At 59.9% G+C, this 13,767-nt stretch carries 12 protein-coding genes and 2 rRNA genes; 8 read left to right on the top strand and 6 right to left on the bottom strand.

The genetic code is table 11. From position 1 onward, the window contains the following. The 5 genes from PSJE_RS13130 to PSJE_RS13110 all read left to right on the top strand — a co-directional run. Positions 1 to 108 (top strand): 23S ribosomal RNA (locus PSJE_RS13130); the annotation flags it as partial. Positions 109 to 265: 157 nt separating this feature from the next. Then, positions 266 to 381: ribosomal RNA gene (gene rrf, locus PSJE_RS13125) — 5S ribosomal RNA — on the top strand. A 147-nt stretch (positions 382 to 528) separates the two neighbouring features. After that, a complete protein-coding gene (locus PSJE_RS13120) occupies positions 529 to 1,188 on the top strand; it encodes a paraquat-inducible protein A (protein ID WP_090457702.1) in 660 nt (219 codons plus the stop codon). Beyond that, positions 1,175 to 1,798 carry a paraquat-inducible protein A gene (locus PSJE_RS13115; protein WP_007997011.1) on the top strand — a complete coding sequence of 208 codons (624 nt, stop codon included), beginning with the start codon at positions 1,175 to 1,177 and terminating at the stop codon, positions 1,796 to 1,798. Before PSJE_RS13120 ends, PSJE_RS13115 begins: the two co-directional genes overlap by 14 nt. Next, entirely contained in the window at positions 1,791 to 4,094 is a 2,304-nt protein-coding gene (locus PSJE_RS13110; protein WP_090457700.1) for a PqiB family protein, read from the top strand. The genes PSJE_RS13115 and PSJE_RS13110 overlap by 8 nt, the downstream gene beginning before the upstream one ends. A 211-nt stretch (positions 4,095 to 4,305) precedes the next feature. On the opposite strand, the gene mksF is transcribed toward PSJE_RS13110, so the two are convergent. From mksF to mksB, 3 genes are read right to left on the bottom strand one after another with little or no spacing between them, the layout of a single operon-like run. Continuing rightward, complete coding sequence (gene mksF / locus PSJE_RS13105) at positions 4,306 to 7,146, bottom strand: Mks condensin complex protein MksF (RefSeq protein ID WP_057713290.1); 2,841 nt, start codon at positions 7,144 to 7,146, stop codon at positions 4,306 to 4,308. Next, positions 7,143 to 7,844: an Mks condensin complex protein MksE gene (gene mksE / locus PSJE_RS13100; protein WP_090457698.1), complete on the bottom strand. Its 702-nt coding sequence runs from the start codon at positions 7,842 to 7,844 to the stop codon at positions 7,143 to 7,145. The genes mksF and mksE overlap by 4 nt, the downstream gene beginning before the upstream one ends. Continuing rightward, the gene (gene mksB, locus PSJE_RS13095; protein ID WP_167362878.1) at positions 7,834 to 9,111 is read right to left on the bottom strand and encodes an Mks condensin complex protein MksB; all 1,278 of its coding nucleotides are present in this window, start codon (positions 9,109 to 9,111) and stop codon (positions 7,834 to 7,836) included. The genes mksE and mksB overlap by 11 nt, the downstream gene beginning before the upstream one ends. Positions 9,112 to 9,330: 219 nt before the next feature. On the opposite strand from mksB, the gene PSJE_RS13090 reads away from it, so the two are divergent. Both PSJE_RS13090 and rimI read left to right on the top strand, forming a co-directional pair. Next, positions 9,331 to 10,077, top strand: coding sequence for an energy transducer TonB (locus tag PSJE_RS13090; protein WP_090457694.1), 747 nt, complete (start codon positions 9,331 to 9,333; stop codon positions 10,075 to 10,077). Continuing rightward, entirely contained in the window at positions 10,070 to 10,522 is a 453-nt protein-coding gene (gene rimI, locus PSJE_RS13085) for a ribosomal protein S18-alanine N-acetyltransferase (RefSeq protein WP_007981794.1), read from the top strand. The genes PSJE_RS13090 and rimI overlap by 8 nt, the downstream gene beginning before the upstream one ends. Positions 10,523 to 10,621: 99 nt before the next feature. Here the strand turns inward: rimI and PSJE_RS13080 are convergent, their stop codons facing one another. Beyond that, on the bottom strand, positions 10,622 to 11,026 hold the full coding sequence (locus PSJE_RS13080) for a serine kinase/phosphatase (RefSeq protein ID WP_090457692.1): 405 nt from the start codon (positions 11,024 to 11,026) through the stop codon (positions 10,622 to 10,624). A 169-nt stretch (positions 11,027 to 11,195) separates the two neighbouring features. Between PSJE_RS13080 and can the strand changes: the two genes are divergently transcribed. After that, entirely contained in the window at positions 11,196 to 11,840 is a 645-nt protein-coding gene (gene can / locus PSJE_RS13075) for a carbonate dehydratase (protein ID WP_057713295.1), read from the top strand. A gap of 6 nt (positions 11,841 to 11,846) precedes the next feature. Here the strand turns inward: can and PSJE_RS13070 are convergent, their stop codons facing one another. Further along, positions 11,847 to 12,371 carry an SET domain-containing protein gene (locus tag PSJE_RS13070; RefSeq protein WP_090457690.1) on the bottom strand — a complete coding sequence of 175 codons (525 nt, stop codon included), beginning with the start codon at positions 12,369 to 12,371 and terminating at the stop codon, positions 11,847 to 11,849. Positions 12,372 to 12,515: 144 nt separating this feature from the next. Further along, a complete protein-coding gene (locus PSJE_RS13065) occupies positions 12,516 to 13,688 on the bottom strand; it encodes a hypothetical protein (RefSeq protein WP_090457689.1) in 1,173 nt (390 codons plus the stop codon). Positions 13,689 to 13,767: the final 79 nt, after the last annotated feature.

Raw genomic sequence — 13,767 nt, 5'->3', positions numbered from 1 at the left:
TTGAGTCCCCTGAAGGGCCGTCGAAGACTACGACGTTGATAGGTTGGGTGTGTAAGCGCTGTGAGGCGTTGAGCTAACCAATACTAATTGCCCGTGAGGCTTGACCATATAACACCCAAGCAATTTGACTACTCGAAAGAGCATCAGATTGCGGTGTATGAAGACGAAACGAACCGAAAGTTCGACTCTTGCAAAACACCGAAAGCTGTCACATACCCAATTTGCTGAAGCGAGGCCAACCGGCCACGAGTCAGTACCCGAATTTCTTGACGACCATAGAGCGTTGGAACCACCTGATCCCATCCCGAACTCAGCAGTGAAACGATGCATCGCCGATGGTAGTGTGGGGTTTCCCCATGTGAGAGTAGGTCATCGTCAAGATTAAATTCCGAAACCCCTATCTGCGTATGCAGGTAGGGGTTTTGTTTTTGTCGTAGAAAAAGCACGATCAATCAAGCACAAATTGGCGCAGTTATTTTTGTCCCAGGACACTAGAATAGGTCCAACTTTTTCAGAGTCAGAGCGCTTATGCCGGATTCGGTTGACGCCAAAGAGCTGTCAGAAATACCACTGGAAAATCTGGTTGCCTGCCATGAGTGCGACTTGCTCATGCGTAAACCCGAACTCGCCCATGGCGAAAAAGCCGTGTGCCCGCGCTGTGGCTACGAGCTTTATGCCAATCGGTACAACGTCGTACAGCGCAGTCTCGCCCTTGTCATAGCCGCCTTGTTGTTGTTTATTCCGGCGAACTTTTTACCCATCATGCAGCTCAATCTACTCGGGCAGTCTTCGCAAGACACTGTCTGGAGCGGCGTTGTCGCCCTTTTTGATACGGGCATGCAAAGCGTTTCAGTGATTGTATTCCTGTGCAGCATGGGGATCCCGCTGCTCAAGCTGCTGTGTCAACTGACCGTATTGTTGAGTATCCGTTTTGATGTCGGACGCAGCTACGGCTTGCTGCTCTATCGCATTTATCACCATATACGCGAATGGGGGATGCTCGAGGTTTACTTCATGGGCGTACTGGTAGCGATCGTAAAACTGGCAGATATGGCAGCCATCACCGTAGGCCTCGGCCTGGTGTGCTTCATTGGTTTGTTGCTGATTCAAGTCTGGCTGGAGGTCGTAATGTCTCCACACCAGATCTGGCAAGCGTTATCAGGAGAGGATGCCCATGCGGGCGATTGATGCGGGCATTCTGATTTGCAAGGAATGTCATGAATTGAACAGGCAGGAAGCTGATACCGATGAGCAAGTCTGTACGCGCTGCGGGGCGCTGGTACACGCCCGCAGCCCGAATAGCCTGGTGCGCACCTGGGCATTGCTGATTACCGCCGCCATTCTTTACATACCGGCCAATTTGCTGCCGATCATGACCGTGAACTCCTTGGGCAAAGGTGCGCCGAGCACGATCATGGCAGGTGTGATCGAACTGATGCACTACGGAATGTTCCCCATTGCGGCCGTGGTGTTTATCGCCAGTATCGTGGTGCCCACGTTCAAGCTGGTGGGCATCGCTCTGCTGCTGTTTTCCGTGCAGCGCCGTCAGCCCCTTTCGGCTCGCCAGCGTATCTGGATGTACCGTTTCATTGAATTCATCGGCCGCTGGTCGATGCTCGATATCTTTGTGATTGCCATCCTCGTGGCGGTCGTGAATTTTGGGCGGCTTGCCAGCATCGAAGCCAATCTTGGCGCCATCGCTTTCGCCACGGTGGTGATTCTGACGATGCTTGCCGCGGTAACTTTTGATCCCCGACTGATTTGGGATAACACGGAGTCGGACGACGACCATGACTGATTTGCCTGTAGCGAAAACCCGACCGGCTTCGAACTGGTCTGCCATTTGGGTGTTGCCCCTGATCGCCTTGATCATTGGCGGCTGGCTCGGCTGGCGTGCCTATAACGAGACCGGTATCGAGATTCAGGTGCGTTTTGAGAGCGGCGAGGGCATTCAGGCCAACAAGACCGAAGTTGTCTATAAAGGCATGTCGGTCGGTAAGGTCAAAAGTCTCAAGCTCGATGACGAAGGCAGTTCCAAAGGCGTGATCGCCAGCATCGAAATGAACAAGGACGTAGAGCCATACCTGCGAACCAGCACGCGTTTCTGGCTGGTCAAGCCGAGCGTGACGCTGGCAGGGATTACCGGTCTCGAGACGCTGGTTTCAGGTAACTATGTCGCCATCAGCCCGGGGGAAGGCGAGCCGGTCCGCAAGTTCAAGGCCCTGGCCCAGGAACCGCCGCTCTCCGATGCCCAGCCCGGTCTGCACTTGACTATCAAGGCCGACCGCCTGGGCTCGCTGAACCGTGGCAGTCCGGTGTTTTACAAACAGATCAAAGTGGGCCAGATCAAAAGCTATGTATTGTCCGAGGACCAGAACACTGTCGAGCTCAAGGTCTTCATTGAGCCGACTTACGCCAAACTGGTGCGCAAACACACACGTTTCTGGAATGCCAGCGGCATCAGCATCGACGCCAATCTGTCGGGTGTGAAGGTCCGCAGTGAGTCCCTGGCCAGCATCGTCGCCGGTGGTATTGCGTTCGCCACACCCGAAAACCGCAAGGACAGTCCGCCTACCGATCCGAGCCTGCCGTTCAGACTATATGAAGACTTTGACGCCGCCGCCGCCGGTATCCGGGTGAAGGTCAAGCTCAGTGATTTCGACGGCTTGCAGGCCGGTCGCACACCGGTGATGTACAAGGGTATTCAGGTGGGCAGCCTGAAAACGCTGAAGGTCGATGCGGATCTGTCTGGCGCAACCGCCGAGTTGACGATGGACCCATTGGCCGAGGATTACCTGGTCGAAGGCACTCAGTTCTGGGTGGTGAAGCCGTCGATTTCCCTGGCGGGGATTACCGGTCTCGAGGCGTTGGTCAAAGGTAACTACATCGCTGTGCGGCCTGGCGACAAGGGTTCGGCGCCACAGCGGGAGTTTGTAGCCCGGGCCAAGGCACCGCCGCTGGATCTGCGTGCACCGGGCCTGCACCTTGTTTTGTTCACGGAAAACCTCGGTTCGCTGGAAGTCGGCAGCCCGGTTCTCTACAAGCAGGTCAAAGTCGGCTCCGTACAGAGCTATCAGTTCTCCCGCAAAAAGAAACAACTGATCATTGGCGTGCACATCGAGAAGGAATATGAAGGCCTGGTCAACGCCTCGACGCGCTTCTGGAACGCCAGTGGCATCACCCTCACGGGCGGACTGACCGGCGGGGTCCAGGTTAAAAGCGAGTCATTGCAAAGCTTGATGGCCGGCGGCATTGCCTTCGAGACCCCGCAGGACAACGCCCCGTTGCAGAAGCGTATTCCACGTTTCCGTCTGTTCGCGAACCATGAAGACGCTACGCAGAAGGGCGAAGTCATCACGCTCAAGCTCGATCGCGCTGATGGCCTGCGTACCGGCACTCCGATTCGTTTCAAGGGGCTGGATGTCGGCAAGGTGGAGGATGTTGATCTCAGCGAGGACCTGCAATCGGTGCTGTTGACCGCGCGGATTACCGAAGTGCCAGAGCGCATTGCCCGGGTCGGCAGTCAGTTCTGGGTGGTCAAGCCTGAACTGGGCCTGATCAAGACGTCCAACCTCGAAACCCTGGTGACCGGGCAATACATTGAGGTACAACCGGCGCCGAAGAACCTGGGACCGCAGAAGAGCTTTGTCGTTTTGGCCGCCGCGCCCGAAACTGCCCAGCAGGAAGCGGGATTGAGTCTGGTGCTGAGCGCGGCACGTCGCGGTTCGCTGAAGGCCGGGGTGCCGGTGACGTATCGCGAAATCACCGTGGGCAAGGTGACCGGTTATGAACTGGGCCAGACCGCTGATCGCGTGCTGATCCATATCCTGATCGAGCCGAAGTACGCGCCATTGGTACGCAGCGGTACACGATTCTGGAACACCAGCGGTTTCGACTTCGATGTCGGCCTGTTCAAAGGTGCAACGGTGCGTACTGAATCACTGGAGACGATGATTCAGGGCGGTGTCGCCTTTGCCACGCCGGATGGCGAGCGCATGGGTAGCCCGGCGCGACCGGAGCAGACGTTCGCGCTGTTCGACAAGTTCGAAGAGGAGTGGCTGGGCTGGGCGCCGAAGATTTCCCTCGGTAAATAGTCGGTGGGTTATGTGGCGTCTGTGATGACGCCTTCGCGGGCAAGCCCGCTCCCACAGGGGGCGGGGTTGTTCCTGAAGATATGCGATCAAATGTAGGAGCGGGCTTGCCCGCGAAGAGGCTCTGAAGTTCACTGCAAAGCTAAATGACACACCTATGAAAAAGGCCGCGATCCATTGGACCGCGGCCTTTTTATTGCCTTCGATTCAAGCCTCAGACCGCATCCAGCTCCGGTTCATCCGCTTGTTCGTTGATCGTCGCCCTTACCTGATCGTGACGACGGATGTACTTCCAGTCCGCCTCATCGATGTAGATACCGGCCGGGCCGCTGCCACCTTCCAGGTCGATGGCGACACTGGCGCAGACCTGCGGCTTCACGCTCGCCAGGATCGGCACGAAGCCCAGTTGCAGGCTGGTTTCCAGCAATGCGGCCTGGTTCTTCTCATCGATGTCCGCCGCCTCGTCGAGGTAGTACGGCAGGCGCACGCGACCGGCCTGGTCACGGTCCATCAAGTGCAGCAACAAGTACATGTTGGTCAGCGCCTTGATGGTCATGGTGGTGCCGTTGGACGCCGCGCCGTCGATGTCGGTGTGGATCACCGGTTGGCCGTTGACCTTGGTGATCTCGAACGCCAGTTCGAACAAGTCCTTGAGGCCGAGCTGGTTGTGGTTGGCCGCCACCAGCCGCGCCAGGTATTCCTTGGCCTCTTCGTTCTTGTTGTCCTGCTCGGCGCTTTGGCTCAGATCGAAGACCGACAGGGTTTCGCCTTCTTCATACTGACCTGCGCTGTGAATGATCTGGTCGATGTGCTTGAGCGCTTCCTTGTTCGGTGCGAGCACGATGCGGAAGCTTTGCAGGTTGGAGACCTGGCGTTTGTTGATCTCGCGGTTGAACAGTGCCAGTTGGTGTTCGAGGCTGTCATAGTCGCTGCGGATGTTGCGCAGGGTCCGGGCGATGTCTGTCACGGCGGCACGGCGAGCCTTGCCCAGGGTCAGGGCTTCGTCGGTACGGTGCGCATAGGCGTTGATCAGCAGTTGCAGGCGACGCTCCATATCGTCTTCGCTGTCGAACTTGGCCACGCCCTTGAGGCGTACCTGGGCGTACAGCGCTTCGATCTGGCCGTCGGCCCGCAGCAGGCCTTGCCAGCTGTCCTGATAGTCGTTGAGCAGTGGCAGCAGGTTGTCCATGGAATCGTCGATCGGGTCCATGAACGGTGTGCCGAACGGCAGGTCCGCCGGCAACAACTGGCGACGGCGCAGGGCGTCGTCGAGGGTGCGTTGCTTGGCTTCCATGTCGCCGATCTGGCGGCCGACCAGTTGTAGCTTGGCCGACAGTTGCTGGACGCGCTCGGTAAAGGCATCGCTGGAACGCTTCAATTCGTCCTGTGCGGCTTCCATCTGTGCCATCTGTTCCAGCTTGTCGCCTTCCTCGGCGCTCAGGGTTTGCGCGCGACGGAAATCTTCCAGGGCTTTCTGCGCATCCAGCACTTGCTGGTACAGCACTTCAGTCTGGGTCTTGCTCGCGGCGCGGTCGGCCGCCACGGCCTGCTGGGTCTTCAGTTGCTTGAGTTCTTTGTCCAGGCGCTCCTTCTGGTCGCGCAGGGCTGCGCGGTCAGCCAGGGCCTGCAGCGCCGGTGGTTCGATGTGCGAGATGTCGATGGACAGGCCCGGCACTTCGAAGCGTTCGCCTTTGAAACCGTCGAGGATCAGCTCCACGGATTTGACCCACTCGCCGTCGTCGTCGAGGGTGATCCCGTGTTCACCCAGCGGCAGGCTGAACAGTGCGCTGTTGAACAGGCGCATCAGGCGTTCGACGTCTTGCTGCGAGAATTCTTCGCGCAGGCGGGCATAACTGTTGTTGTCGGCGTGATCGAGCTGCTGCTTGACCGACTTCAGGCGTTTTTCCAGGTCGCGCAGGCGCTCGTCCAGGTCTTCGGCGCTGAACTGGCGGGACTGTGCCAGCGCACCGGCCAGTTCATCGTGAGCGTCCTTGGCGGCCAGCAGCTGCTGCTCCAGCACCTTGACGTCATCGACCAGGGCAAAGCGATGCTTGAGCACCGACAATTCGCCGAGCCAGCGCTGGATGCCGGTGATTTCCCGTTCCAGACGCATCAGTTCCTGGGTGCCACCGCGCTGGTCGTTTTGCAGGGCATCCTGCTCGTTGCGGTAGTGCTCGGCCTGAATGGTCAGCTCTTCCTTGCGCGCACTGGCGTAGTCCGACCAGGTGCCGAGCAAGGAGTCGAGCAGCGGTGAGATCCGGTGCAGTTTGCCGCGCAGAATGTCGCGTTGCTTCACGCCGTTGGCCAGGGCTTCGACCAGCGGGCCGGCGGCGACCAGCGAGTTGTAGTCCTGCTCCATGCGTCGTACATCGCGGAACGCTTCTTCGCACGCGGCGATGTAGTCGACGCTGCCGGAACGCAGGCTGTGTTCGAAGGCATCGAGGAACAGCTGCTTGAGCTTGGCCGCGGTGATTTCGCGCATGTGCAGCAGGTTGATGAACAGGGCGCGGAAGGTCTTCAGGCTCTGCTCGCTGGTGGAGCGTAGCGGGATCAGCGTCAGGTCCAGCGGGATCGAAGTGTGACCGCCAACCAGCAGGCGGCGCAGTTCGTCCGGCTTGAGTTCGTAGGCTTTCAGGCCTTCGCGCTCAAGGTTGGTGAACAGTTCTTTCTGGCGCAGGCAGGTGTCGTTTTTCTGGTAGTGGGCCAGGTCCAGTTTGCCGGCATAGGCAAAGAACTGGTGACCGAAGCCGCCGCCCGGGCCGCGGCCGACCACACCGATCACGTGGGGGCCGTGGGGCAGGTTCACCTCCACCAGGATGTAGCTGGTGTCCGAGGCGAAGTAGAAGCGCCGGGACTGCTCCAGGCTGTACTTGCCGAAGCTCATGTCCGACATGCGCGCCAGGATCGGGAACTGCAGGGCGTTGATCGAGGCGGATTTACCCAAGTTGTTGGCGCCGTATACCGATAGCGGCTCTTCCAGCGGGAACAGGCCGAGGCTGTAGCCGGCGGTGTTCAAAAGGGCAAAGCGGCGGATGCCGTAACGTTCCTTGCTCATGCGTCGAGCTCCTGTTCTTCGGCGATGGCGCGGGCCAGTGCGTCTTCTTCGCTTTCGTCTTCAAAACCCGCGAGGTCGAGCGGGTCATCGGTCTGCAACAGCTTTTCGTCGCTGTCTTCGTCGATCAGGACCGGCACCGGCAACGGCAGGACACTGTGCAGGCTGGCGGCCAGGTCGCGGTCCTGCTGCACCGACAGGCACACATCGAGGAAACGGTGCATCGGCGGCAGGAAACGGTAGACGCCGTTCTCTTCGCTGGCGAAACCGAGCTGAGTCATGCGGCGCATGATCTTTTCTTCGAGCTCGTCCTGGGTCTGCACTTCGGCCTGGATGAACAGGTCGCGGTACTTTTCCAGCAGCGACGGCAATTCATCGCGACCGAGGCTGCCGCCGTCGAGCACGGCGATCGGGTCGCGGCCCTGATCGGCCAGGTGCTCGACGAGGATAAAGGTGAACAGCGCCAGACGCTGGGCGGTCTTGTTCACCGCCGCCGCTGCGAGGTCCGGCACGAAGTAGTAGAAGCCACGGGTGTCGCAGACCAGTTCAAAGCCCAGGGCCTTGAACAGCGTGCGGTACTGGTCCTGGAAGTTCGACAACTGCGCGTACAGCTCCGGATCGCGGCGGCTGACGTGATAACCCTTGAACAGCTCGCGAAAGATCGGCGCCAGCTGGGACAGTTCGGATAGATCAAGATGCATAGGGAGTGCTCGCAGAATCCTCGGCGGCGGTGTCGCTGACCGAGAGCAGGGCGAAGGAGCGCAGGCTGACCTGGTGCTCGTGAGTATGGTATTCGCGACGTTCCAGGCGCTCGCGCTTGAAGCGTTTTTCCCGCGACAGGCGCGAGAACCAGTACAACAGTTCGTCGGTGGCACCGTCCGGTTCCTGCTCCAGCAGCCAGGTCATCAGGTCCGGCATCGGCAGGGCGTCTTCGCAGCGTTCGAGCATTTCCCGAACGGTGCGTGGCGCCCGTGGCGCGTCGCCTTTCTGGGTCTTGTGAGCCTTGGGGAAGCGCGCCGGTTTCGGTTCGAAGCGAGCCAGGGCATAAACGTAGGCTTCGACCTGGCTGGCACTGCCGAGGAAGGTGCTCTGTGGGCGAGTGAACATCGGCATCGCCGCTTGCGGCACGGCGTCGATGCCTTTGCGGCGGATCATCGACAGGGCCAATGCGGCGCCACGGGTCACGGCGTTGTGCCGGCGCGCCTCTTCGCGCAGCGGCAGCAGCAGCTCGCGGGCGTGACGCAGGGTCAGCTGGGCGCTGGTCTGCATTTCGAGGATGCGCGCGTGGGTGCGCAGCAACATGTCGTCGTCGACCAGGTGGCCGAGGCGCTGCTGTTCGCTGAGCATCTTCAGCAGGACGGTTTCGACCTTGCGCACGCCTTGTTCGAAGGCGCCGTCGGCGTTCACCAGATCAATCATCGGCTCGACGTATTCGTCCCAGGTCGCCAGCACTTCGGCGTAACGCTGGCGCAACGGAATCTGCCGGTCGCTGGTTTTCGCCCGTTCGGCGACGGCCACCAGTGCCTGTTCGTCGTTATCGAGTTTTTTCAGCACGTCACGCACGCGCATGTCGAGCAGGCGCAATTGGCGGGCGAGGTCGTTGCCGTCGCGGATATCGAATGCGTCCTGGATATAACCGGCCAGACGCTCGAGGTGGCGCAGGTAGGCTTCGATCTCCAGGCACAGGCCCAGACGGTGTTCACGGCGCAGATAGGCGAGGAAGTCGTGAATCTGCGCATTGAGCTCGAAACGGTTCGGGCTTTTGGCCACGGGAACCAGGATGTCGAGGCGAATCCACACATCCAGCAGGCTGGTGATGTCCTGCGGCGTACTGTCGAGTTGCTGGGCGGCCAGTTGCGTGCGCAGTTCGTTCAGGCTCAGTGTGCCTTGGTCGAAGTGCTCGCACAGTGGCTCCAGAAGTGCCCAGTGTTCAGCGAGGGCGCGCAAGACGCGCTTGGGTTCGATCATCGGAATGGCCGGCTGGTTGGCGATTAAAAGCCGCGATTGTACTGCATCGGGGGCAATGCGATTCACTCTCGGGACGGACTGTCGCCTTCTTTTCGGTAAGGTGCATCGATCAACTGCGGGCGATCTTCAGCGAACGGCGGTAGAATCAGCGCACTTTAGTTATCCACAAGTGGCCGACCTTTGCTTATCGAGTCCCGTCGTCGCGCTTATCTGGCCGCCATGCAGGTGGTCAACTGGCTGCCGCGCACCGAATTGCCCTTTGCCGCGCCGTCGCGGCCCGAGCTGCTGGAGATTCCCGAGCCGGTTGTGGTCGCGCCTGTCGTGCCCGCTGTTGTGGCCGATACGCCCGTGGCGCCTGTGGTCAAGCCGGCCGAGCGGGTGAAGATCGAGGTGCCACGGCCATCGCTGGCCAGCACCCGCACCGGCGCGAAACCGGTGGAAGAGGCCGAAGAGACGCCAGCCGTGGTCAAGGCACCCATCGTGCCGCCCCCGCGTTTCGCCCTGCAATTATTGCGGGCCGGGCGTTGCCTGCTGCTGGTGGAGTTACCCACAGGTGAATCCTTCCAGACTCGCGATCCTGCCTACCTGCTGCTCAAGGACATGCTGCGCGCGGCAGGTCTGCCGGACAGCCCGCAGATCGTCGGTGAGCCGGTGCGTTGGCCGCTGTTGGTGCGTGGCACGATGGATCAGGGCCCGGAAGCGGCCCGCGACTTCGTGCAAGGTTTTCTCTCGGTGCGCATGGAAGAAACGCCCTGCGCCTGCTTGTGGCTGATCGGCTTGCCTGCGGTGCGATTTGCCGGCGAAGCGGATGCCGAGGCGTTCAATCGCGAATTGCAGATCGAAGGCCTGGGCTCGGCCTGGGCGGTGCCGGGCCTGGAATTATTAATGGAAGAGCCACAGCGTAAGGCTGATGTCTGGCAAGCCATGCGTCGGCTGATGGCGCGCTGGAAAGAATCGAATGAGTGACGCTGTATCGTTTCGCCCGATGACCGAGGCGGACCTGGAAGCTGTACTGAAAATCGAATATGCGGCCTATAGCCATCCCTGGACCCGCGGGATTTTCCTCGATGGCCTGGGCAAGTATCAGATCTGGCTGATGTTCGAAGGTCAGCAACAAGTCGGCCACGGTGTGGTGCAGATCATCCTCGACGAGGCGCACCTGCTGAACATTACGGTCAAGCCGGAAAACCAGGGGCGTGGCCTGGGGCTGACATTGCTTGAGCATTTGATGTCGATTGCCTACAAGGCCGACGCCCGGGAGTGTTTCCTGGAAGTGCGCGACAGCAATACCGCTGCGTTCAAGCTGTATGAGCGATATGGTTTCAACGAGATCGGCCGGCGTCGGGATTACTACCCGGCGGTGGGCGGGCGCGAAGATGCGGTGGTCATGGCCTGCACTTTGGTGGATTGAGCTTAAAAGCTTCGCGAGCAAGCCCGCTCCCACATTTGGAATGCATTCCCCTGTGGGAGCGGGCTTGCTCGCGAAGGCGGCTGAACAGGCACTAAAAAATTATCGCTTGCCGTCCATCGGATCGCGCTGAGCCAGTTCAGCCTCATCCAGGCCATTGCCACCGCCGATCTCGTCCTCATCGACGATGCTCAGGTCCCAATCCGCACGGCTATCATTGCCCGCCTCATGGGCATCCCGGGCGCCGTCCTCACGGATCAGGGTTTCCGGGCTCAAGTCGTCATCGGTAGGTTGATGGTCACCGGTCGAGGCAGCGGTCAGGCCCGCTTCACTTCCGCGCTTGCGCGGCAGCAGTTGCTCGCGCTCCTTTTCCGGCAGTTCGTCACCGATTCTGGTGCCGGGTTCTTCTTCGTCGAAATCCAACTCACGCACCGAGCCCATGCGGTCTTCGTTGTCATCGACGGGTTCCGGTTGCACCGCATCGTACGGACGTCGTGAATCATTCATGGCAATTCCTCATACTGTAGTCCCTACTACGGTTGACCCCCGTGGCTACCGAGAATTCCACCGGCATGGAGCCCCGTGTTCCGGATCAGGAGAGCATCTGCATTTTCGCGCGTGACCCCGACGGACGGTTGTCAGTCAAAGCTGCGCATCATTCTTGAGGCTTCAAAGCATGAACGAATTACAAGATCTGATTGATAACAACGAGCGTTGGGCCGCTGCGATCAAGGAGGAAGATCCTGACTTCTTCGCCAAGCTGGCTCGCCAACAGACCCCAGAGTTCCTGTGGATCGGTTGTTCCGACGCCCGGGTGCCGGCCAACGAGATCGTCGGCATGCTGCCGGGCGATCTGTTCGTACACCGTAATGTGGCCAACGTCGTGCTGCACACCGACCTCAACTGCCTGTCGGTGATTCAGTACGCGGTCGATGTGCTCAAGGTCAAACACATCCTTGTCACCGGCCATTATGGCTGCGGCGGTGTGCGCGCTTCGATGCAGGATCGCCAGTTCGGCCTGATCGACGGCTGGCTGCGTTCGATTCGCGATCTCTACTACGAGAAGCGCGAAGAACTGGCCAAACTGGCCACCGAAGAGGAACAGGTCGACCGCCTCTGCGAACTCAACGTGATTCAGCAAGTGGCCAACGTCGCCCATACCAGCATTGTGCAAAATGCCTGGCACCGCGGGCAGAGCCTGTCGGTCCACGGTTGCATCTACGGCATCAAGGACGGTCGCTGGAAAAGCCTGAACACCACCATCAGCGGCTTCGAGCAACTGCCGCCGCAGTACCGCCTGCGTCCGGTCGACCCTCAGTAATACCCGTCAATAATGACGTTGCCGACGCCAGCGTTGCAGAAACGCCTGGCCGTCGGCGTTTGGCGACTCGTCGTAGCCGGTAATCCAGCCACGGCACTCGTATGAGCCGCACTGGCAGGCAAATTGGCGTTGCAGTTTGTCTTCGGTGGCGGCGAAGTCCATGGTCAGCCAGTCCCCCTTGCTGATGTCCTTCAGCGCCCATATCCACAACTCGCTCAAGTCCAGAAAGACATTGGGGTCGCAGGAGTGTCGCAACAGTCCGCAGAAGCGCGGGTCGTAGACGTGTATGCCCGGGGCGAGCTGGCGGGTATGCCGGCAGCGGTAGGGCAGCAAATGCCCCGACGCCCGGCAGATACGGGTGATTCGCGGGAATTCGCGCCGTGCGGCAATACCCGTGGCTTCGCCCTTGGCGTTTTCAATGATTTCGAAGTCGGCCAGGGAAGGAAATCCCAGGCGAACGGGCAACTCCGAAAAGGGGTAAACACCTTGCGGCGGTTGTGGGCGTTTTCGTTGAGGGGCGTGAGCTTTCATAACAATCCCTGTCTGCTGGGTGCTGCGACTTCCTTGCACCGACGGTCCTGTCAGCACAGCAGCACATGGGTTCAGCCCAAGCCTCTCGCAGATACCATGGGCGGTCTACTGTCATAAGTGACAGATTTTTCGCCGTTCATCGGGTTACAACGGCGGAGCAGGTTTCGCCGTGGCTGGCGCCGGAGCCTTGAGCTGCTTGAGCTGGGACACGATCGAAGCTGTCGCGCATTTGCCCACAGCCTGTTGGGGCGACAGGTTGCGGATCGAGGTGTAGAACAGCTCGCAGGTTTTTTCTTTCTGGGCCACTTGCCAGGTTTGCCTGCAGGTATTGAGCTCAACGTCCGGATTGCTGTCCGGTTGGCGGCCCATGGCGGCCTGCCAGCACGCAGCACTCAAATCCTGACCCATGACTTTCAGGCCTGCCGCATCGGCCTTGGCCTGGGCGTCACTGCCGGTGTAGCTTGCCGGATCGGCGGCATACCAAATGTAGCTCGGATGGTTGGAGCCCAGCACGGGGACTTTCACGCCGTTGTCCGGGGTGATCTGGACCAGGCCCAACACGTTCACCGTCTGCCCGTATTGCTCTTTGATCCAGTTACGCACCGGTGCGCCGAAGGCGACCATCGGCAGGGCTGCGCCGCTGGCGTTCAGGCTGACTTCCTTGACCATGGTGGTCTGGTAATCCTTGAAGTAGCCGTAGACGCCTTCGAGGTCTTTGCCCGCGTTGGACGGCGCGGCAATCGGGGCGATGTCGATGATTGTCTGGTAGCCCGGCGTCTGCCCGGCCGGGATGCCGTTGGCAGTCAGCAGCGTGGCCCAGCGATCCGTAGTGGCGGACCTCAGGTAATCCTGGGCCTGGGTCAGCGAATAGTCTGGCGGGAAGTGCAGCAGTTCGACGCTTTTGCGATTTTCCAGGGCCATACCCAACGGCAGGAACAGGTACCAGCTATACGCCCACTTGCCATCGGCATTCAGTTTGCTGGCGCCGTTGTAGGCCAGGTCACCGGCGTCGAGCAGCGCGGCCAGAGGCTTTTCATAGCCGTTGGGTACGCCGCTGATTTCGGCGTAAAGCTGATTGTTATCGGTCTTGATCAGAACCTTCGCCCCGGTGTAGCCATCACGCTGCACGCTTTGGGTCAGGTAATGCTCGACGGTCTGTTCAAGTGTCCAGTTGCGAAAGCAGATCACGTTGCAGTTGTTGGGATAGGCGAAGAGACGGGTAACGCGTTCGGTACTGCCCAGTTTCAGGGCGACATCGGCGTGGGCAGCGGCACTCAGGGTGACGGCTGCGAGAGTCAGTCCTGCAAGTTTTAGCATGCTCAGATCCTTTTCAGCGTGATTTCCCGTTGGCGTGGGTGCTACATACTGAAACCGCAGGCGGCGGTTGGTCTAGAGG

It is taken from the genome of Pseudomonas jessenii (assembly GCF_002236115.1).
Classification (GTDB): Bacteria; Pseudomonadota; Gammaproteobacteria; order Pseudomonadales; family Pseudomonadaceae; genus Aquipseudomonas; species Aquipseudomonas jessenii.
Note: the sequence above shows the minus strand (reverse complement) of the source record. Positions and strands in the feature narration are given on the sequence as shown.